Raw genomic sequence first — 19379 nt, forward strand, 5'->3', positions numbered from 1 at the left:
GGATGTGGCGCTGGCCCTCGATAGGTACGTCGGCGGGTTCGTACCTGTGCCGTCGCTGGCATGATCGGTGAGTGGCGATGCATCCGGACCAGGTGCACGTGTCCGTTGAGACCGTGCGGGAGTTGATGGATGAGCAGTTCCCGCAGTGGCGAGGACTGCCCATCAGCAACCTCGCGTCGCAGGGAACGGTCAACGCCATCTTCCGGATCGGCGAGCTTTTGACGGCGCGGTTCCCCCTGCAGCCGGAGGACGTCGAGCGGTCGCGCCGCCGGCTGGCCGCTGAGGCGGCGGCGGCCGCGGAGTTGGCGGATCGTACGCGGTTTCCGACGCCTGAGCCAGTCGCCATCGGGGAACCCGGGGCGGGTTACCCGATGCCGTGGTCCGTGCAGACCTGGGTACCGGGAGTCGTGGCCACCGACGAGGACCCGGCTGGCTCGGTCGGGTTCGCATACGACCTGGCCGAGTTCATTCAGGGAGTCCGCGCCATCGACACGCGGGGGCGCGCGTTCCGGGGGTACGGACGCGGCGGCGACCTGACGGCGCACGACGACTGGATGCGAACCTGCTTCGAGCGCAGTGAGGGCCTGCTGGACGTCGCGCGGCTGCGCCGCGTCTGGGCGGACCTACGCGAGTTGCCGCGTGCCGGCGCGGACGTCATGACACACGGGGACCTCATCCCCGGCAACGTGCTCGTGTCGGGCGGGCGCCTCGCAGGAGTGCTCGACGTCGGTGGTCTGGGGCCGGCGGATCCGGCGCTTGACCTGGTCAGCGCGTGGCACCTGCTGGATGACGCGCCACGCGGCGTGCTGCGCACCGAGTTGGGCTGCGACGACCTCGAATGGGAGCGCGGCAGGGCCTGGGCATTTGAGCAGGCTATGGGCCTGGCCTGGTACTACGTCGACAGCAACCCGGTCATGAGCCGAATGGGCCTGCGCACCCTCGAACGGATCCTGGCCGATACGCCTTGACGTGAAGGCGCTCCAGGCTGGCCGGTGGTCGGCATGAGAGGCAGATGCTGTGCTGCGCGTTCAGTGGCTGACCCGTTCAGCCTCGCGGTGTGGGGGCTTTGGGAAGCCTGAGGGTGAAAAGTAGCCCGACGAAGAGGACCGCGGCTGCGATCCAGAGGGTGGTCTGACTGGCGCTGATCATGGCGTTGGTCACGGCTTGGGCGATGCCAGGGCCAGGAGGTGAGGCTTGAAGCCCTGCGATGGCGGTTCCGGCGCTCTCGCTGACGGCGGTGGTGAGCGCGTCGATCGTGTCGGCGGGTAGCCGCAGGGCTGCCAGGTTGTGCTGAGTGACGTTGGTGAGCTGGTTGATCAGTAGTCCGCCGAGGGCGGCGACGCCGAGGGCAGAGCCCAGTTGCCGGATGGTGCTCTGGATGCCGGAGGCCTGGCCGCTCTCCCGTGGCGGGACGTCCGACAGCAGGAGGGCGGTCAGCTGGGCGGTGGCCATGCCGACGCCGATGCCGTAGACGAACAGCAGGAGGCAGATCAGCCAGGTGGAGATCGTCGTGGAGACGGTGAGCGCGAGGGCGCCGATGGCCAGGGCTTCCAACGCGAGTCCGACCTGGACGATCGCTCGACGCGACATTCGCTTCGATAGCTGCGGAAGCATGCCGGATATGAGGAAGGTGCCCAGGGCGAGGGCGACGATAACAGCACCGGTGCCCAGAGCGGTGTACCCGAGGCTGCCCTGCAGGAGCAGCGGCAGGGTGAACAGCAGGCCGAACTCGCCGAGGGCCACGATCATCGCGGCGATGACACCGGAGCGGAAGCTGCGCAACCTGAACAAGCCCAGGTCCATCAGCGCGGGGCGACCGAGAGTCGCGCGGCGGCGTTCGTACCCGATGAACACCAGGATGAGCACGATGCCGGCGGTCAGTGCCGGAGCAACTGGTGAGATCGAGCCGTCCTCCTGCCGCCACCAGCCGAACCAGTGGCCCTCGATGAGGGCGAAGACGATGGCGCCCATCCCGAGAGCGGACAGGGCCACACCGACAGGGTCGCCGCCCGGTGTGGTCGCTGGGTCGCGGGTTTCGGGAACGCTGCGGATGATGCCGATGACGATGAGCAGTCCGATCGGAATGTTGAGCCAGAACGCCCATCGCCAGGAGGTGTCGGTGGCCAGCCAGCCGCCGACGAGGGGGCCGATAGCGGCCATGCCGCCGATGGCCGATCCCCAGACGGCGAACGCGATCGTGCGGGCGCGCCCCGAGAACATGGCGTTGAGGGTGGACAGGGCGCTGGGCACGATCATGGCGGCACCGAGGCCCTGGACGAGTCGGGACCCGATGAGCATGAGCGGGCTGGTGCTGGCTCCGGCGACCGCCGAGGCGGCCATGAACAGGATCATTCCGGAGATGAGCAGCCGTCGTCGGCCGCGCAGATCGCCCAGGCGGCCGACGGTCAGCAGCAGGGCTGCGAAGACGAGCGAGTAGGTGGCGTTGGTCCATTGCGCGTCGGCGGCGCTGAGCCCGAGGTCCTTGATGACGACCGGAAGCGCAACATTGACGATCGTGGCGTCCATGATCACGAGCGATACGCCGAGGGCGATGCAGGTCAACGCGAGCCAGCCGCGCCTGTCGATGTGTTCCGTGGGTGCCGGTGCGTCCGACTCGCCGGGCGTCGGGGCTGTGTGCGGATCCGGGTCGGCCTGAGGGATGCTCACCCGACCATCTTACCGACATCATGTCGGCAAGATGGTCGGTCAGTGACGGCCGAAAATGTGCGGAGCTCATGGCCGCCTTGATGAGCGGCCGAGGGTCGGCTCAGCGCGGGTCCAGGGGCCCCAGCATGACGTAACGACTTTGCCGGGGCCCTGGGATTTAGTTAAGGTTCGGGGGGTCGAATCGATCAAGAGACATGCGGGAATGCAATGTGGCCTAAGTTAGGAGAATTGCCGCGATCAACGAAGGTCATCCTGATAGGGGCCACAGTGGCCGTGCTGGTCAGTGCAGGTATCGCCGTCGTCGCCGCGACAAAAGATGTTCCGGCCTCACAGTTCACGATGTTCGAGGGGGCCACCCGCGCCGCATCTGTGAGCCCCGGAGCCACGACGGCGGGTCCTGCTCCGTCGACCCCGGTGGCGACACCCACAGCCACGGCCAACGCCTCGCGGTCCGCGTCCGTGACACCTGTCGCCCGGTCCGCTTCCGAGACACCTGGCGCCCGGTCCGCGGCGCAGCACCCGTTCTCGTCGACGTCGGTCTGGAACACGGCGATCGGTTCCGGTGCGAAGTTCGAGTCGCGGTCCGCTCCCCGCACCGCCGCGTTCCTCGGGGCCAAACCGGTTATCAACCGCGACTCCTGGTCCATTGCCGTCCGAATAACGACCACCCGCGATCCGCTGGTCACGCTCAACGCAGTCCGCAACGGCAAGACCCACACGATACGTATTCCTGCTGACACTGTTGCCACCGGCGGATCGGATAAGCATGTGACCCTGATCCAGCCCGATGGCGTGACCGCATACGATGCCTTCAAATTCGAGAAGCTCAGCGACGGCACCTGGAGCGCGCAGATCGTGGTGGTCACGGACCTGCGCGGAACCGGCATCGGGTCCGGATCACGAGCCGCGGGGGTACCCGCGATTGCGGGGTTGATCCGTAGTGAGGAACTCGCTGCGCTGCGAATCCCGCATGCCCTCGCCGTCGCCGTGCCGAACAACGTGCTCAAGACCGGACCGGTATGGCCGGCGACCCGGCAGGACGGGGACGGGACGACGTCGTACTCCGGAACGGTCCCCATGGGGTCGCTCCTGGCCATCCCTGGATCGGTCGACATTGACGCGCTGCCCCTGAGCGCAGAAGGCCGCGCGCTGGCCCACACCTTGCAGAACTACGGTGCGTACGTGGTCGACCGGGCAGGTACGGCGGCGCTCTACTGCGAGCTGGCGTGCAACGCGGCCCGGACCGCGCGTATGACCGCGGACTGGAAGATCCTCCACGCCGAGATGCGTATTGTCACCAACAGCTCTGCCACCAGCGTCGGCGGTGGAGGGACTCCCCGGATCGCCGCACCGCCCGCACTCTCATGAACGGACGGCGGACCGGTGGGGCGCGTACGGCCTCGTAGCGGCAGTCGGACATACGAGCGAAGCCCTTGACCGGCGTTATACCTGGTCAAGGGCTTCGTTTCGGCTGGTGAGAGGTGTTCTAGGCGTGGTGCCCCCGGCAGGATTCGAACCTGCGCCCCCGCCTCCGGAGGGCGGTGCTCTATCCCCTGAGCTACGGGGGCTCAGCGACTCGAAAACTGTAGCAGGTTCCCCCGCCGGTCTTCGCTTGGGTTACCGGCGGGGGACATACCACGCTAACCGGCCGGGGCGTTCAGGCCCTTGAGGATGCCGTTGAGGGCTTCGATCTCGGAGTTCTGGGCCTTCTTCATGCCGGTGGCCAGTTCGATGACCCGGGGGTCCTTGGCCTCGGCGAGGACGCCGTCGACCATGTGGATGCCGCCGAGGTGGTGGCGCAGCATGAGTTGGCAGAACAGGACGTCGAGGTCGCGGCCCTTGGAGTTGCGGAGCTTGTCGATCTCCTCGGCGGTGGCCATGCCGGGCATGCGGTTGCCGGACTCCATGCTCTTCTGGCCGTCGGGCATCCACGCCATGCGCGGCTGGCCGCTGGTCGGCAGCAGGTGCCACTCCTTGAGCCATTCGTGCATGATGCCGATCTGGGCCTGCTGGGTCAGCGCGATGTCCTGGGCGAGCATGCGCACGTCGGACAGTTCCCCGCCCCGGTAGGCGATCATGCTCATCTCGACGGCCTGGGCGTGGTGCTCGGCCATGTCGCGGGCGAAGCCGGCCTCGACCGAGTCGTCGCCGGGTGTCGTGTCGTGGGAGACGAGGAGTCCCACCGCGAGCCCTGCGCCGACGAGCAGGACCGCGGCGAGCGCCACGGCGAGGACGCGGGTCCAGCGCCGTGGCGTGCCGTCAGCTTCGCTCATTGGTTGCCGGAGGTCTTTCCGATGTCGAACGGCGTGGTGCCGGTCTCCGTGATGCCGCCGGAGCAGGCCGCGCCCTCTTCCATGGTGGCGTTGAGGCGCAGCGCCTGGATGTACTTGTCGATGCGCGGGTCGTCCGCGTTGTCGACCTTGAGCTGGAAGCCCCACGACTGCAGGGAGATCGGGCTGTCCAGGTTGGGGTACGGGCTCATCATCGTGAACGCGACGCCGTCGATCTTCTTCGCCAGCTTGTCGACCTGGTCCTGCGGGAGGTCGGGGCGGTAGGTGATCCAGACGGCGCCGTGCTCGAGGCTGTGCACGGCGTGCTCCTGCGGGATGGGGGCCTTGTAGACGTCACCCATGCAGTTCTGGATGTTGTAGTTGTGCGAGCCGCCGACGGCCGGGTTGACCTGGTAGGTGAGCGGGCCCCACTCGTGGGAGTTCTTGCCGGGGGCGGGCTTGAGCAGGTCCGGGTTGGTCTCCCGGTAGTTGGTGATGCCCTCGATCTCGGCCGCGCGCTCCTGCCAGGGCCGGGTGTCCGGCTTGTTCTGCAGCAGGTAGACCGTCGCGAAGGCGATGATGCCGAGGGCGATCGCCCCGGCGGCGGCGTAGAGGGCGATGGGGCCCCAGTTGCGTCCCTGGCTGACCTTGACGGGGGCGACCGGGCGCCTGCCCTTGCCGCCGCCTCCCGCGCCGCTCGGGCGGTTGGGCGAGCCCTTGCCGGCGCCGCCGGACTTCTTGCCGGCGCCGGCCGCGGGGTTCGCGGCCTTCTTGGTCGAGGGGCGACGGACGTCGCCAGGGGTGCTCATAGACATAGAGGGGCCTCGTCTAGTCGGGTAGTCGCGTTTCTCCGGGAGGAAGGTCAGCGACCTTTCGTTTTTGTCGGTTTTGTCCGACTGGGGGCGGTATCCCGAATGGTGGCAAGCGGTATGGGGTCGCCGCCAAGGGCAGAAGTCTACCCTCGGTAGCATGACGCGGTGAGTCCCGCAGAGCTTGCCGACGTCGTATTGACAGCTGCCCGTGACATCCTGGCCGCCCGTGGCCTTGATCAGGCGGTGCTCCCGGCGACGGCGACCGTCGAGCGACCTCGCAATCCTGAGCACGGCGACTACGCCTCCACGCTCGCTCTGCAGGTGGCCAAGAAGGCCGGTCTGAACCCGCGCGAGTTCGCCGGTGACCTCGCGCGAAAGTTGCAGGAGGTGCCGGGCATCGCGGGCGCCGAAGTCGCCGGCCCGGGCTTCGTCAACATCCGCCTCGACGCGGCCGCCGCGGGCGAGCTCGCCCGCACGATCGTGGTCAAAGGCAGGGAGTACGGGCACCACGACGCGCTCGCGGGCCAGACGGTCAACCTCGAGTTCGTCTCCGCGAACCCGACCGGGCCGGTGCACATCGGCGGGGTGCGCTGGGCGGCCGTCGGCGACGCGTTGGCCCGCCTGCTGCGCGCGTCCGGCGCCGCCGTCACGACGGAGTACTACTTCAACGACGCCGGCTCGCAGATCGACCGGTTCGCGCGGTCGCTGCTGGCCGCCGCGCGCGGCGAGCCGACGCCCGAGGACGGCTACGGTGGGGCGTACATCACAGACATCGCCACGGCCGTGGTCGCGAAGCGTCCCGAGGTGCTGACCCTGCCCGAGCCGGAGGCGCAGGAGGCGTTCCGCGTGGACGGGGTCGCCCTGATGTTCGACGAGATCAAGTCCTCGCTGGCCGACTTCGGCGTGCACTTCGACGTGTACTTCAACGAGAAGGACCTGCACGACCGGGGTGAGCTGGACGCGGCCCTGGCCCGGCTGCGCGCGCAGGGCCACGTCTACGAGGCCGACGGCGCGGTGTGGCTGCGCACGACGGACTTCAAGGACGACAAGGACCGCGTCGTGGTCCGCAGCAACGGCGAGTGGACCTACTTCGCTGCCGACTGCGCCTACTACCTCGACAAGCGCGAGCGTGGTTTCGATCACGTCGTGCTCATGCTGGGCGCGGACCACCACGGCTACATCGGCCGGATGAAGGCCATGGCCGCGTGCTTCGGCGACGACCCGGACAAGCACCTTGAGATCCTCATCGGGCAGCTGGTGAACCTGGTGCGCGACGGGCAGCCGGTGCGGATGAGCAAGCGGGCCGGCACGGTCGTCACACTGGAGGACCTGGTCGACGCGATCGGCATCGACGCGGCCCGGTACGCGTTGGCCCGCTATTCTTCGGACTCGCCGATCGACATCGATGTCGAGCTGTGGACGCGGGCCAAGAACGACAACCCGATCTACTACGTGCAGTACGTCGCGGCGCGCGCCGCCGGCGTGGCCCGCAACGCGGCCGAGGTGGGGCTGACCCGCGGCGGGCCGGCGGACTTCCAGCCGGAGCTGTTGACCCACCCCAAGGAGCACGAGCTGCTCAAGGCCCTCGGCGAGTTTCCGGCGGTCGTGCGGTCGGCCGCGGAGCTGCGCGAGCCGCACCGGGTCGCGCGTTACCTGGAGGAGCAGGTCGGCGCGGCCTACCACCGCTTCTACGACGCGTGCCGGGTCATGCCGGTCGGGGACGAGGAGATCACGCCCCTGCACCGGTCGCGGCTGTGGCTCAACGACGCGACCCGCGTCGTTGTCGAGAACGCGCTGGGCCTGCTGGGCGTCTCGGCGCCGGAGAGGATGTAGGACCGTGAGTGCGCACGAGGCCGGGGCGCTGCACGCCGAGATCGGGCACGCGCCGGTCTGGCTCCGCCAGCCGGCCGACGTCAACACCCTGCTGCCGCAGCTGTGGCCGCGCACGGTCGAACGCGGCGCCGACGGGGTGCTGTCCGTGGGCGGGCGCACCGTCCGCGAGCTTGCCGAGGAGTACGGCACACCGGCGTACGTCCTGGATGAAGTTGATTTCCGGGCCCGGTGCCGGGAGTGGCGCGACGCGTTCGCGGGCGGCGAGGTGCACTACGCGAGCAAGGCGTTCTGCTGCAAGGCGGTCGTGCGGATCGTGGCCGAGGAGGGCCTGAGCCTCGACGTGTGCACCGGCGGCGAGCTGGCCGTGGCACTGGCCGCCGGCATGCCGGCGGGGCGGATCGCGTTGCACGGCAACAACAAGTCCGTGGCCGAGCTCACCCGGGCCATCGAGGCGGGCGTCGGGCGGATCGTGGTCGACTCGTTCGACGAGATCGACCGGCTGACCGCGCTGGCCCGCGCGCGCGGCGTGCGGCCCCGGGTGATGGTCCGCGTCACGGCGGGGGTCGAGGCGCACACGCACGAGTTCATCGCGACCGCGCACGAGGACCAGAAGTTCGGCTTCTCGCTGGCCAGTGGGGCGGCGGCCAAGGCGGCCTCCCGCATCCTGCACGAGGACGCGCTGGAGCTGGTGGGCCTGCACTCGCACATCGGGTCGCAGATCTTCGACACGTCCGGGTTCGAGATCTCGGCGCGGCGGGTGCTGTCGTTGCACGCGGCGATCCGCGACGAGCACGGCGTGGAGCTGCCCGAACTGGACCTCGGCGGCGGCTACGGCATCGCGTACACGTCGCAGGACACCCCGTCGACGGCCGCCGATCTGGCCGCCGGACTGCGCAAGATCGTGGCGGAGGAGTGCGGGCTGCGTAACCTCGCGGTGCCGCGGCTGAGCGTGGAGCCCGGACGCGCGATCGTCGGCCCGGCCGTGTTCACCCTCTACGAGGTCGGCACGGTCAAGGACGTGGACGGCATCCGTACGTACGTCAGCGTCGACGGCGGGATGAGCGACAACATCCGCACGGCCCTGTACAACGCCCACTACAGCGCCACGGTGGCCGGCCGCGCCTCCAGCGCGCCGCCGATCCTGGCCCGTGTCGTGGGAAAGCATTGTGAGTCCGGGGACATCGTCGTGCAGGATGAATTCCTGCCCGGCGACGTGCAGCCCGGAGATCTTCTCGCGGTGCCCGCAACGGGCGCGTACTGCCGGAGCATGGCGAGCAACTACAACCATGTGCCCCGGCCGCCCGTGCTCGCGGTCGCCGGCGGGGTCGCCCGGGTGATCGTGCGGCGGGAGACCGAGGACGACCTGTTGGCACTGGATGTGGGCTGAGAGATGGCTGGCGAACCCGTGAAGGTGGCCCTCCTGGGCTGTGGCACCGTCGGCGCGGAGGTCGTGCGCCTCATGCGCGAGCAGGAGGCTGACCTCACGGCGCGCATCGGCGCGCCGCTGGAACTGGTCGGGGTCGCCGTGCGGCGGCTCGGCCTCGACCGCGGCGACGTGCCGATCGACCCGTCGCTGTTCACCACGGACGCGCTGGGCCTGGTCAAGCGCGACGACGTCGACATGGTCGTCGAGGTGGTCGGTGGCATCGAGCCGGCCCGCACGTGGCTCGTCGAGGCGCTGCGCTCCGGCAAGAGCGTGGTCACCGCCAACAAGGCGCTGCTCGCCGAGGACGGCCCCGCCCTGCACGACGCGGCCGCGGAGGGCGGCGCGGATCTCTACTACGAGGCGGCCGTCGCGGGCGCGATCCCGCTGTTGCGGCCCCTGCGCGAGTCGCTGCACGGCGACCAGATCACCCGCGTCACCGGAATCGTCAACGGCACGACGAACTTCATCCTCTCCCGCATGGACGCCTCCGGCGCCGGGTTCGCCGAGGCCCTGGACGAGGCGACCGCCCTCGGCTACGCGGAGGCCGACCCGACCGCCGACATCGAGGGCTTCGACGCCGCGGCCAAGGCGGCGATCCTCGCGTCCCTGGCGTTCCACACCCGGGTGCGCGCCGCCGACGTCTACCGCGAGGGCATCACCGAGGTCACGGCCGCCGACATGGCCGCGGCCCGGGACATGGGCGCCACGATCAAGCTGCTGTGCATCGCGTCACGCGCCGACGACGCGGTCTCCGTGCGCGTGCACCCCGCGATGATCCCCCGCACGCACCCGCTGGCGAGCGTCGGCGACGCGTTCAACGCGGTGTTCGTCGAGGCGGAGGCCGCCGGGCAGCTGATGTTCTACGGCCGGGGCGCCGGCGGCGCGCCGACCGCGAGCGCGGTCGTGGGCGACATGGTCGCCGTGGCCCGCAACCGGCTCGCCGGGGTGCGCGCGGCCAGCGAGTCCGCGTACGCCGACCTGCGCATCCGGTCGATGGGCGAGGTCGTCACCCGGTATCACATCTCACTGGACGTGGCCGACAAGGCGGGCGTACTGTCCGCGGTCGCGGGCGTCTTCGCCCAGCAGGACGTGAGCATCCAGACCGTCCGTCAGGAGGGCCGCGGCGCCGGGGCCGTCCTGGTCATCGTCACGCACGCGGCCACGGACGCCGCGCTCAGCGAGACGGTGCGCCAGCTGCGGTCGCTGGATATCGTCCGCGGCGTGACCAGCGTGATGCGGGTCGAAGGTGAGTAAGGAGAGCACGATGTGGCGCGGGTTGATCGAGGCGTACCGGGACCGGCTGCCGGTCACCGCCACCACCCCGGTGGTGACGCTGCACGAGGGGAACACGCCGCTCGTGCCCGCCCCCGTGCTCAGCGACCGGACGGGCTGCGACGTCTACCTCAAGGTGGAGGGCGCCAACCCGACCGGTTCCTTCAAGGACCGGGGCATGACGGTGGCGGTGTCCAAGGCCGTTGAGGCCGGCGCCAAGGCGGTCATCTGCGCCTCCACGGGCAACACCTCCGCGTCGGCGGCCGCCTACGCGGCGCGCGCCGGGCTCACCTGCGCGGTCCTCATCCCCGCCGGCAAGATCGCCCTCGGCAAGATGGCGCAGGCCCTCGTGCACGGCGCCCGGCCGCTGCAGGTGGCCGGCAACTTCGACGACTGCCTGTCGCTCGCGTCCAAGCTCGCCATCGACTATCCGGTGGCGCTGGTCAACTCGGTCAACATCGACCGGTTGCAGGGCCAGAAGACCGCGTCCTTCGAGATCGTCGAGGCGCTCGGCGACGCCCCGGACATCCACTGCCTGCCGGTCGGCAACGCGGGCAACATCAGCGCGTACTGGCTGGGGTACGAGGAGGACTACGCGGCCGGCAACGCGACCCGCAAGCCGCGGATGTTCGGCTTCCAGGCCTCGGGGGCCGCGCCGATCGTGCGCGGGGAGGTCGTCCGCGACCCGTCGACGATCGCCACCGCCATCCGCATCGGCAACCCGGCCAGCTGGACCAAGGCCGTCGACGCGCGCGACGCCTCCGGGGGCCTCATCGACGCCGTGACCGACCGGGAGATCCTGACGGCGTACAAGATCCTGGCCCGCGAGGTCGGGGTGTTCGTGGAGCTGGGCAGCGCGGCCTCGGTCGCCGGCCTGCTCGCGAAGTCCGCCTCCGGGGAGCTGCCGCGCGGGTCGCGGGTCGTGTGCACGGTGACCGGGCACGGCCTCAAGGACCCGGAGTGGGCGATCTCGACCGCCCCGGCGCCGCGGAGCATCCAGGCCGACGTCATCGAGGCGGCCCGGGCGCTCGATCTGGCCTAGCAGGCCGCCAGCGCACACCCCGCACCCCGCCAAAGTCGCGACTCTGGCGGGGTGCGGGCGTCTGGCGTCGCCATATGCGTGACTTTGGCGACGGGAGGCCCGCGCCGCGTCGCCATATGCGTGACTTTGGCGGGGTCGTAGCGGTCTGGTGTCGCCAAAGGTGTGACTTTGGCGGGGTGGCGGGCGTGCCGCGTCGCCATATGCGTGACTTTGGCGGGGTCGTAGCGGTCTGGTGTCGCCAAAGGTGTGACTTTGGCGGGGTGGCGGGCGTGCCGCGTCGCCATAAGCGTGACTTTGGCGGCGGGGTGGGCTTCCGGCGTCGCCAAAGTCACGCTTATGGCTGGGGAGCGGTGGGATGGCCCGCGTCAGCGGGAGGGGCGGGGGTCAGCCGCTCTTTGCCGCCTCCAAGGCCGCGATGTCGATCCTCTGCATGCCCAGCATGGCGTTCATGACGCGGGCGGCCGCCTGCCGGTCGGGGTCGGCGAGCAGGCGGGGCAGCGCGGTGGGGATGATCTGCCAGGAGACGCCGAACCTGTCCTTGAGCCAGCCGCACTGGCTCGGCTCTCCGCCGTCCGCGATGAGCGCGTCCCAGTACCGGTCGACCTCCGCCTGGTCGGCGCAGTCGACCTGGAACGAGACCGCGTCGGTGAAGTGGACGTTGCCGGGGGCGCCGTTGAGCGCCGTGAACCGCATGCCGTCGATCTCGAACGTCACGACGAAGGCGGACTTCTCGGCGTCCGCGGTTTCGTGGCGCTGCACCTCAACGATGCGGGAGTTCGGGAAAAGGCTCGTGTAGAACGTCGCCGCCTCCTCGGCCTCGGTGTTGAACCACAAGAACGGGGTGATCCTGCTCATCTGGCTTCCTCCTGTTGATGGTCCCTTCGCATGGTGGTCGGAGCCGGCCGCGGCCGTTCGACAAACGCGGCCAAGATTTTTCCGTCCGCCCTGGCCCGACTGGGTGCGGTAGGGTTCTGGTACGTGCCACCCGCTCTTACGGTCCTTACCCGAAATCCTGACTTCCGGCGGCTGTTCCTCGCTGAGCTGGTCATGTTCGGGGGCGACTGGTTCGCGCTCATCCCGCTCATGACCCTGCTGCAGGAGCTGACCGGCAGCGGCCTGCCCTCCGCGCTCGCCCTCGTCGCCGACACCGCCGTGAACGCGCTCATGCTGCCGTTCGCCGGGGTCGTGGCCGACCGGGTCAACCGGCGGGCCATCCTCATCGCCGCCAACCTGGCCGCGATCGGCGCGATCAGCCTGCTGTTCCTCGTGCGTACGCCGGACGTCGCCTGGCTCGGGCCGGTCGCGATCGGCCTGGCCGCGACCGCCAAGGCGTTCTACACGCCGGCGGCCGGGGCGGCGCTGCCCAACCTCGTCAGCCGGGAGGATCTCGGGACGGCCAATGCGCTGGCGGGCAGCGCCTGGGGGACCATGCTCGTCGTCGGGGCGTCCGCCGGTGGTGTGGTGAGCGCGCGCGTCGGCCCGTACACCTGTTTTCTCATCACGGTGGTGAGCCTGGCGGTGGCCGCGGTGCTGGTGTGGCGCGTGCGCCGCCCGATGCAGCAGCCCCGCGAAGCCGGCGCCGAACCACCGCGGCCGTGGCACGCGCTGCGGGAGGCCGTGCGCTACATCGTGCACCGGCCGCAGGTCGCCTCGCTGGTCACCGTGAAGTCGGCCGTGGGCATCGGCAACGGCGTGCTGGGCGCGTTCCCGCTTCTCGCGACGACTGTGTTCGGGGTGGGGTCGATGGGGCTGGGTGCCCTGTTCGCGGCGCGCGGCCTCGGCGCGCTGCTCGGACCGCTCATGCTGCGCCGGGCGCTCAGCCGGCGCCGCTGGCTGCTGCCCGGGCTGGCCATCTCGATGGCCGCGTACGGGTTGGCGTATGTCGGGGTGGCCGTCGCGCCGTGGTTCTGGCTGGCGTTCGTGCTCGTGGCGTTGGCGCACTTCGGCGGCGGCGGCAACTGGGCGATGTCCAACTACGCGCTGCAGCTCGTGGTGCCGGACGCGCTGCGTGGCCGGGTGATGGCCGCCGACATGACCCTCGCGACCCTGGCCATCTCGGTGTCCGTGTTGGTGGCGGGACTGTTCGTCGACTCGGTCAGCCCGCGGGTGGTCGTGGCCGCCTGCGGCGCCGCGACGCTGCTCTACGCCGTCGTCTGGCGGGTCATGACCCGCCGCCTGTCCCCCGTGCCGGTCGAGGGCGATCTCGTGCCGGGCGCCGCCGGCTAGCCGCCCTGCACTATGCGAACGGTCACCTATAGCATGTCGCCATGGCGTTCCTGACCGCCCCCGTCCGGGTTCGTGTGCCGGCTTCCAGCGCGAACCTCGGCCCCGGTTTCGACTCGCTGGGGCTCGCTCTCACCCTCTACGACGACGTCACCGCCCGGGTGACGGACGGCGGCGTACGGGTGACGGTGCGCGGCGAGGGCGCCGAGGATCTGCCGACGGACGGGTCCCACCTGATCGTGGCGACGATGAACTCGGCCTTCGACCGCATCGGCGGCCGTCCGGCCGGCATCGAACTGTTCTGCGACAACCACATCCCGCACGCTCGTGGGCTGGGCTCCTCGTCGGCCGCCGTGGTCGCCGGGATCCTGCTGGCCCGGGCGCTCGTCGAGGAGGGCGCCGCCCTGCTCGACGACTTCGCCGTGATGCGGCTGGCCGCCGAGATCGAGGGCCACCCGGACAACGTCGCACCTACCCTCCTCGGTGGGTTCACCATTGCGTGGACCACCCGGCCCGCGCGTGGGCACGGTGGCACCCGGGCGGTGCGCCTGGAGGCGCTGGAGGGGCTCCGGCCGGTGATCTTCGTGCCGTCCCAGCTGGGCTTCACGGCCGCGGCCCGGGCGGCCCTGCCGCCGACCGTCCCGCACGCCGACGCCGCGTTCAACGCGGCCCGCACGGCCCTGCTCGTGCACGGGCTCACGCAGGATCCGCGGCTGCTGTTCGACGCCACCGAGGACCGCCTGCACCAGGATTACCGGGCGCCGGCCATGCCGGAGACCGCCAAGCTGCTCGCCACGCTGCGCGAGGAGGGCATCGCGGCGGTCGTCAGCGGCTCCGGGCCCACCGTGTTGGCGCTGGTCGCGGACGATGAGCACCTGCTCGCCGAGGCAGAAAATCTCTGTCCGGAAGGGTGGTGGTCGAGGTCACTCGACGTGGCCTCGGAAGGTGCGCGTATCCTGAGTGTTGAACACGCCGAGGGCGACCCTGTTGCCGCAGGTCTACCCGGTTGATTACGCTCTAGGGCGATACCAGCCGCCACCGCGCGATCCTGCGGACCCGCACCAGGCTCACGCGCAGGCTGCGATCTCCGTGCCCCTCATGTTCCAGCGGTTCGCGCTAACCATGTTCGACCCGCTCACACGGTGCACGGTCCGCAGCCGGGCAAGGACCGCCCGGCGACGGCATTACCGGCCGCAGATCTTTGGCGCTCGGTGTATCACACTCCCGCGACGTTCAGCCGGAGCGGGTGTATCCGCGGCTGCCCGGCCCCACCCTGTGCCGAACCGGGAGCCCGGCCTAACGAGGGAAGGAATCCATTGAGCGACACCACCGACGTCACGTCGGAAGCCCCCAGCACCCCGGAGACGCCCGCCTCCGAACCCCGGCGGCGTACGGGTGGCGGCCTGACCGGCAAGCTCCTGCCCGAGCTGCAGTCCATGGCGTCGTCGCTTGGAATCACGGGCACGGCCCGGATGCGCAAGAGCGAGCTCATCGCCGCGATCCAGGCCCAGCAGAACGGCGAAGGCCGGGTCCCGGGTCCGCGTGCGGAGTCGGCTCGGGGTGAGGTCGCTGCCCGCGGCGAGGCGCCGCGTGCGGAGGTACGGGCGGAGGTGCGTGACGTGGAGAGCGTCACCAGCGTCGACAGCGGCACCCAGGAAAAGGCCCCGGAGCGGGCACCGCGGCGGGCCTCCCGCGCCGCCGGTCCGCCGGAGTCCCGCGAGTCGCGGGCTTCCCGCGCCGCGACCGAGACGACCACGACGACGGACGAGGCCCGCGAGAACGGCGGCCGTGCCGCCACCCGCGAGGACACCGAACGCGCCGAGGGCCGCCCGGAGCGCGCCGAGCGGGGCGAGCGTCCGGAGCGCCGCGAGCGCCGCGAGCGTGCCGACCGTGGCGAGCGTGCCGAGCGCGGTGAGCGTGCCGAGCGCGGTGAGCGTGACAGTCGTGGCGAGCGGGACGGCCGTGGCGAGCGTGGCGAGCGCGACAACCGGGGAGACCGGGACAGCCGCGCCGACCGCGACAGCCGGGCCGACCGTGACAACCGCGCCGACAGCGATGACGACGACGAGGGTGGCCGCCGCGGCCGGCGCAGCCGGTTCCGCGACCGTCGCCGGGGCCGCGGCGAGCGCGGCGAGTCCGGGGGCGGCGCCGAGCCGCAGGTCTCCGACGACGACGTGCTCGTGCAGGTCGCCGGCATCGTCGACGTGCTGGACAACTACGCGTTCGTGCGCACGTCCGGCTACCTGGCCGGCCCGAACGACGTCTACGTCTCCATGTCGCAGATCAAGAAGTACGGCCTGCGTCGCGGCGACGCGGTGACCGGCGCCGTGCGCGCGCCCCGCGAGGGCGAGCAGCGCCGTGACAAGTACAACCCGCTGGTGCGTCTCGACACCATCAACGGGATGGACCCGGAGGAGGCCCGCCGGCGCCCCGAGTTCTACAAGCTCACCCCGCTCTACCCCCAGGAGCGGCTGCGCCTGGAGACCGAGCCGCACATCCTCACCACGCGCATCATCGACCTGGTGATGCCGATCGGTAAGGGCCAGCGGGCGCTCATCGTGTCGCCGCCGAAGGCCGGCAAGACGATGATCCAGCAGGCCATCGCGAACGCGATCAGCCAGAACAACCCGGAGTGCCACCTCATGGTCGTCCTCGTCGACGAGCGGCCGGAGGAGGTCACCGACATGCAGCGGTCGGTGAAGGGCGAGGTCATCGCCTCGACGTTCGACCGCCCGCCGCAGGACCACACCACGGTCGCGGAGCTGGCGATCGAGCGGGCCAAGCGCCTCGTGGAGCTGGGTCACGACGTGGTCGTCCTGCTCGACTCGATCACCCGACTGGGCCGGGCCTACAACCTGGCCGCGCCGGCCAGCGGCCGGATCCTGTCCGGTGGTATCGACTCGACGGCGCTCTACCCGCCCAAGCGCTTCCTCGGCGCCGCCCGCAACATCGAGAACGGCGGCTCGCTGACCATCATCGCGAACGCGCTGGTGGAGACCGGTTCGATGATGGACACGGTCATCTTCGAGGAGTTCAAGGGCACGGGTAACGCCGAACTCAAGCTCGACCGGAAGATCGCCGACAGGCGCATCTACCCGGCGGTCGACATCGACCCGTCGAGCACGCGCAAGGAGGAGATCCTGCTCGCTCCCGAGGAGTACGCGATCATCCTCAAGCTGCGCAAGGTGCTCCACTCGCTGGACTCGCAGGCCGCGATCGAGCTGCTGATCGACCGGCTCAAGCAGTCCCGCACCAACGTGGAGTTCCTCATGCAGATCGCGAAGAGCACGCCGGGCGAGTAGTCGCCCCAGTCGTGACGGGCGCGTCGGCCACCGGCCGGCGCGCCCCGCGCCGTTTAGGGTGGTCGGCATGGCGAGCATTTCGTGGGCCGACTCGTACCTGGGGCAGCTGCGGGCGATCGCGGGCGAGCGGATCCTCATGTTCGTGGGCGCGCGGGCCATCGTGCGAGACGAGGCGGGCCGGGTGCTGCTGATCAAGCGGTCGGACAACGGGTACTGGTCGCTGCCGGCGGGGGCGATGGAGCTGGGCGAGTCGATCGCCCAGTGCGCCGTGCGGGAGGTGCGCGAGGAGACCGGGCTCGTGGCCGAGGAGGTCGAGCCGTTCGCCCTCTACACCGGCGTGGAGTACACGACGACCAACCAGTGGGGTCACACGTACCAGCTGCACGTCACGGCGTTCCGGGTGCCGCGCTGGTCGGGGGAGCTGGTGCGGGTCACCGACGAGACGACGGACGCGGTGTTCCACGACCCCGCCGAGCTGCCGTCGCCGCTGTCGAAGACCGTTCAGGAGGCGTTGGCGGACCTGGCGACGTTCGAGGCGACCGGCCGGCTGGTCGTGAAGTAGGCGCCCGGTGCGGTCGGGAACAACCGCACGTGGCAGACTGTTACACCGGCCAGGTTCCGGTTCACGCCCGACATCGCGTCGTAGGACGCGAGGCGACCCGGCGACCTTCACGAGAGGACCGAGGCAGCACATGAAGCCCGACATTCACCCGCAGTACGCCGTGACCGAGGTCACCTGCTCCTGCGGCAACTCGTTCACCACGCGCAGCACCGCGAAGAACGGTTCGATCCACGTCGAGACCTGCAACGTCTGCCACCCGTTCTACACGGGCAAGCAGCGCGTCCTCGACACCGCCGGCCGCGTGGCGAAGTTCCAGCAGAAGTACGCCAAGGTCAACAAGGCCAAGTAGCTGCTCCGACGGCGTCCGCCGCCGCGCCCACACCGGCGCGGGGCGGGCGCCGTTGTGATGTTGTAGGTAAATCCAGGGAGGGGGGAGAGCGATGAGCACCGACCGTTTGGCGACGTTGCTTGACGAGTACGCGCAGCTGGAGCGGCGGCTCGCCGATCCGGCGATCCACGCCGACCAGTCGACGGCGCGGCAGGTGGGCCGGCGCTTCGCCGAGCTGACCCCCATCCACAAGACGGCCGCCGAGCTGACCCAGGCCCGCTCCGACCTGGCCGCCGCCCGCGAGCTGGCCGCCGAGGACCCGGAATTCGCCGCCGAGGCCGACGCTCTGGCCGAGCGCATCCCGGGCATTGAGGAGAAGCTCGCCGAGCTGCTCATCCCGCGTGACCCCAACGACGGCAAGGACGTGATCCTGGAGATCAAGGCGGGCGAGGGCGGCGAGGAGTCGGCCCTGTTCGCCGGCGACCTGCTGCGCATGTACCTGCGCTACGCCGAGCGGCGCGGCTGGGTCACCGAGGTGCTCGACTCGCAGGAGTCGGACCTCGGCGGCATGAAGGACGTGGCGGTCGCCATCAAGACCAGGGGCGTGCCCGAGGGCGGGTACGGCGTGTGGTCGCGGCTGAAGTGGGAGGGCGGGGTGCACCGCGTGCAGCGCGTGCCCGCCACGGAGTCGCAGGGCCGCATCCACACCTCGGCCGTGGGCGTGCTGGTCACCCCGGAGGCCGAGGAGGCCGAGGTCGAGATCGACCAGAACGACCTGCGCATCGACGTGTTCCGGTCCAGCGGCCCGGGCGGTCAGTCCGTCAACACGACCGACTCCGCGGTGCGCATCACCCATCTGCCCACGGGCGTCGTGGTGAGCTGCCAGAACGAGCGTTCGCAGCTGCAGAACAAGGACCGGGCCATGCGGATGCTGCGGGCCAAGCTCGCGCAGCTCGCCGAGGAGCAGGCGGCCGCCGCCGCGTCGGACGCCCGGCGCGCGCAGGTGCGCACGGTCGACCGCTCGGAGCGCATCCGCACGTACAACTTCCCGCAGAACCGGATCTCCGACCACCGGATCAACTTCACCGCGTACAACCTGGATCTGGTGCTGGCCGGGGACGCGGACGGCGTCCTGGACGCGCTGACCGAGGCGGACCGCGCGGCGCGGCTGGCCGGCGAGACGGAGTTGTCGCGCCGTTGAGGCGCGAGTTAAGGGTGTGCCGAAATAGGGTGTTACGGAAGAAGACACCGGAATCTGACCTGCCGTTGACGCCAGGGACATGGATTCGAAACACCCAACCCCGAACATTTGTGGCGGGTATCCGTTCACGCCCGCTGGACGAGGGGGCCGACCAATGAGCACACCCGTCGGAGTGCAGACGAGGGCCACGCTGGACATCACGGCGCCGCCGCGCGCGGTGCTCAGTGCCACGGTCCGCCTGCTCTACCAGGTGCTGGGCGAGGAACGGTTGGGCACGTCGCGCGGCAACGCGTGGGAGGCCGTCTGCGCCGACCGCGAGCGGGCCGTCGCGCGGGCCGACGTGCAACGCATGCTCGCCGCCGCGCGCGCACTCCGCTGACCGGTGCGGTCAGCCGAGCACGCGGCGGTGTGGGGGACTCGTCAGGACGGCCAGCGTCGTCC

Annotated in this window: 17 protein-coding genes and 1 tRNA gene; 13 read left to right on the plus strand and 5 right to left on the minus strand. The window is 70.4% G+C overall.

Going from position 1 to position 19379, the window contains the following annotated elements; all coding sequences use genetic code 11:
- The first annotated feature begins 77 nt into the window (after positions 1-77).
- Positions 78-968 (plus strand): aminoglycoside phosphotransferase family protein, encoded by an 891-nt coding sequence (locus tag ABD191_RS10100; protein WP_344079592.1) that lies wholly within the window; start codon positions 78-80, stop codon positions 966-968.
- 76 nt (positions 969-1044) lie between these two features.
- On the opposite strand, the gene ABD191_RS10105 is transcribed toward ABD191_RS10100, so the two are convergent.
- The gene (locus ABD191_RS10105; RefSeq protein WP_425560701.1) at positions 1045-2562 is read right to left on the minus strand and encodes an MFS transporter; all 1518 of its coding nucleotides are present in this window, start codon (positions 2560-2562) and stop codon (positions 1045-1047) included.
- A 372-nt stretch (positions 2563-2934) separates the two neighbouring features.
- Between ABD191_RS10105 and ABD191_RS10110 the strand changes: the two genes are divergently transcribed.
- Positions 2935-4035, plus strand: coding sequence for a hypothetical protein (locus ABD191_RS10110; protein WP_344079259.1), 1101 nt, complete (start codon positions 2935-2937; stop codon positions 4033-4035).
- A gap of 125 nt (positions 4036-4160) precedes the next feature.
- On the opposite strand, the gene ABD191_RS10115 is transcribed toward ABD191_RS10110, so the two are convergent.
- The 3 genes from ABD191_RS10115 to ABD191_RS10125 form a co-directional block, all read right to left on the minus strand.
- Positions 4161-4235, minus strand: a tRNA-Arg gene (locus ABD191_RS10115).
- A gap of 72 nt (positions 4236-4307) precedes the next feature.
- Entirely contained in the window at positions 4308-4940 is a 633-nt protein-coding gene (locus tag ABD191_RS10120) for a DUF305 domain-containing protein (RefSeq protein ID WP_344079261.1), read from the minus strand.
- Entirely contained in the window at positions 4937-5752 is an 816-nt protein-coding gene (locus ABD191_RS10125; protein WP_344079263.1) for a thioredoxin-like domain-containing protein, read from the minus strand. The genes ABD191_RS10120 and ABD191_RS10125 overlap by 4 nt, the downstream gene beginning before the upstream one ends.
- A gap of 162 nt (positions 5753-5914) precedes the next feature.
- On the opposite strand from ABD191_RS10125, the gene argS reads away from it, so the two are divergent.
- The 4 genes from argS to thrC are packed head-to-tail and all read left to right on the plus strand — an operon-like array spanning position 5915 to position 11322.
- Positions 5915-7582, plus strand: a complete 1668-nt coding sequence (gene argS / locus ABD191_RS10130; RefSeq protein ID WP_344079265.1) for an arginine--tRNA ligase — start codon at positions 5915-5917, stop codon at positions 7580-7582.
- Between the two features lie 4 nt (positions 7583-7586).
- The gene (lysA, locus tag ABD191_RS10135) at positions 7587-8969 is read left to right on the plus strand and encodes a diaminopimelate decarboxylase (RefSeq protein WP_344079267.1); all 1383 of its coding nucleotides are present in this window, start codon (positions 7587-7589) and stop codon (positions 8967-8969) included.
- 18 nt (positions 8970-8987) lie between these two features.
- The gene (locus ABD191_RS10140) at positions 8988-10262 is read left to right on the plus strand and encodes a homoserine dehydrogenase (RefSeq protein WP_344079594.1); all 1275 of its coding nucleotides are present in this window, start codon (positions 8988-8990) and stop codon (positions 10260-10262) included.
- Between the two features lie 10 nt (positions 10263-10272).
- Positions 10273-11322 (plus strand): threonine synthase, encoded by a 1050-nt coding sequence (gene thrC, locus ABD191_RS10145; protein WP_344079269.1) that lies wholly within the window; start codon positions 10273-10275, stop codon positions 11320-11322.
- Between the two features lie 384 nt (positions 11323-11706).
- Here the strand turns inward: thrC and ABD191_RS10150 are convergent, their stop codons facing one another.
- Positions 11707-12177, minus strand: a complete 471-nt coding sequence (locus ABD191_RS10150) for a VOC family protein (RefSeq protein WP_344079271.1) — start codon at positions 12175-12177, stop codon at positions 11707-11709.
- A 123-nt stretch (positions 12178-12300) separates the two neighbouring features.
- Here ABD191_RS10150 and ABD191_RS10155 point away from each other — a divergent pair, with 123 nt between their 5' ends.
- The 7 genes from ABD191_RS10155 to ABD191_RS10185 all read left to right on the plus strand — a co-directional run bounded on the left by ABD191_RS10155 (position 12301) and on the right by ABD191_RS10185 (position 19317).
- Positions 12301-13548, plus strand: a complete 1248-nt coding sequence (locus ABD191_RS10155; RefSeq protein WP_344079273.1) for an MFS transporter — start codon at positions 12301-12303, stop codon at positions 13546-13548.
- A 41-nt stretch (positions 13549-13589) separates the two neighbouring features.
- A complete protein-coding gene (thrB, locus tag ABD191_RS10160; RefSeq protein WP_344079275.1) occupies positions 13590-14555 on the plus strand; it encodes a homoserine kinase in 966 nt (321 codons plus the stop codon).
- Positions 14556-14861: 306 nt separating this feature from the next.
- The gene (gene rho / locus ABD191_RS10165; protein ID WP_344079277.1) at positions 14862-16847 is read left to right on the plus strand and encodes a transcription termination factor Rho; all 1986 of its coding nucleotides are present in this window, start codon (positions 14862-14864) and stop codon (positions 16845-16847) included.
- Positions 16848-16914: 67 nt separating this feature from the next.
- Positions 16915-17409, plus strand: a complete 495-nt coding sequence (locus ABD191_RS10170) for an NUDIX domain-containing protein (protein WP_344079279.1) — start codon at positions 16915-16917, stop codon at positions 17407-17409.
- 130 nt (positions 17410-17539) lie between these two features.
- Positions 17540-17758 carry a 50S ribosomal protein L31 gene (gene rpmE, locus ABD191_RS10175; RefSeq protein ID WP_344079281.1) on the plus strand — a complete coding sequence of 73 codons (219 nt, stop codon included), beginning with the start codon at positions 17540-17542 and terminating at the stop codon, positions 17756-17758.
- Positions 17759-17849: 91 nt separating this feature from the next.
- Positions 17850-18938, plus strand: a complete 1089-nt coding sequence (gene prfA / locus ABD191_RS10180) for a peptide chain release factor 1 (RefSeq protein WP_344079283.1) — start codon at positions 17850-17852, stop codon at positions 18936-18938.
- Between the two features lie 154 nt (positions 18939-19092).
- Positions 19093-19317, plus strand: coding sequence for a hypothetical protein (locus ABD191_RS10185; protein ID WP_344079284.1), 225 nt, complete (start codon positions 19093-19095; stop codon positions 19315-19317).
- Positions 19318-19379: the final 62 nt, after the last annotated feature.

Source organism: Luedemannella helvata (genome assembly GCF_039528415.1).
Classification (GTDB): domain Bacteria; phylum Actinomycetota; class Actinomycetes; order Mycobacteriales; family Micromonosporaceae; genus Luedemannella; species Luedemannella helvata.

Coding starts and splice junctions, on each gene's coding strand:
- ABD191_RS10100 (WP_344079592.1), top strand. CDS start 78: ATGCATCCGGACCAGGTGCACGTGTCCGTTGAGACCGTGCGGGAGTTG.
- ABD191_RS10120 (WP_344079261.1), bottom strand. CDS start 4,940: ATGAGCGAAGCTGACGGCACGCCACGGCGCTGGACCCGCGTCCTCGCC.
- ABD191_RS10125 (WP_344079263.1), bottom strand. CDS start 5,752: ATGTCTATGAGCACCCCTGGCGACGTCCGTCGCCCCTCGACCAAGAAG.
- thrC (WP_344079269.1), top strand. CDS start 10,273: ATGTGGCGCGGGTTGATCGAGGCGTACCGGGACCGGCTGCCGGTCACC.
- ABD191_RS10150 (WP_344079271.1), bottom strand. CDS start 12,177: ATGAGCAGGATCACCCCGTTCTTGTGGTTCAACACCGAGGCCGAGGAG.
- thrB (WP_344079275.1), top strand. CDS start 13,590: ATGGCGTTCCTGACCGCCCCCGTCCGGGTTCGTGTGCCGGCTTCCAGC.
- ABD191_RS10170 (WP_344079279.1), top strand. CDS start 16,915: ATGGCGAGCATTTCGTGGGCCGACTCGTACCTGGGGCAGCTGCGGGCG.
- rpmE (WP_344079281.1), top strand. CDS start 17,540: ATGAAGCCCGACATTCACCCGCAGTACGCCGTGACCGAGGTCACCTGC.
- prfA (WP_344079283.1), top strand. CDS start 17,850: ATGAGCACCGACCGTTTGGCGACGTTGCTTGACGAGTACGCGCAGCTG.
- ABD191_RS10185 (WP_344079284.1), top strand. CDS start 19,093: ATGAGCACACCCGTCGGAGTGCAGACGAGGGCCACGCTGGACATCACG.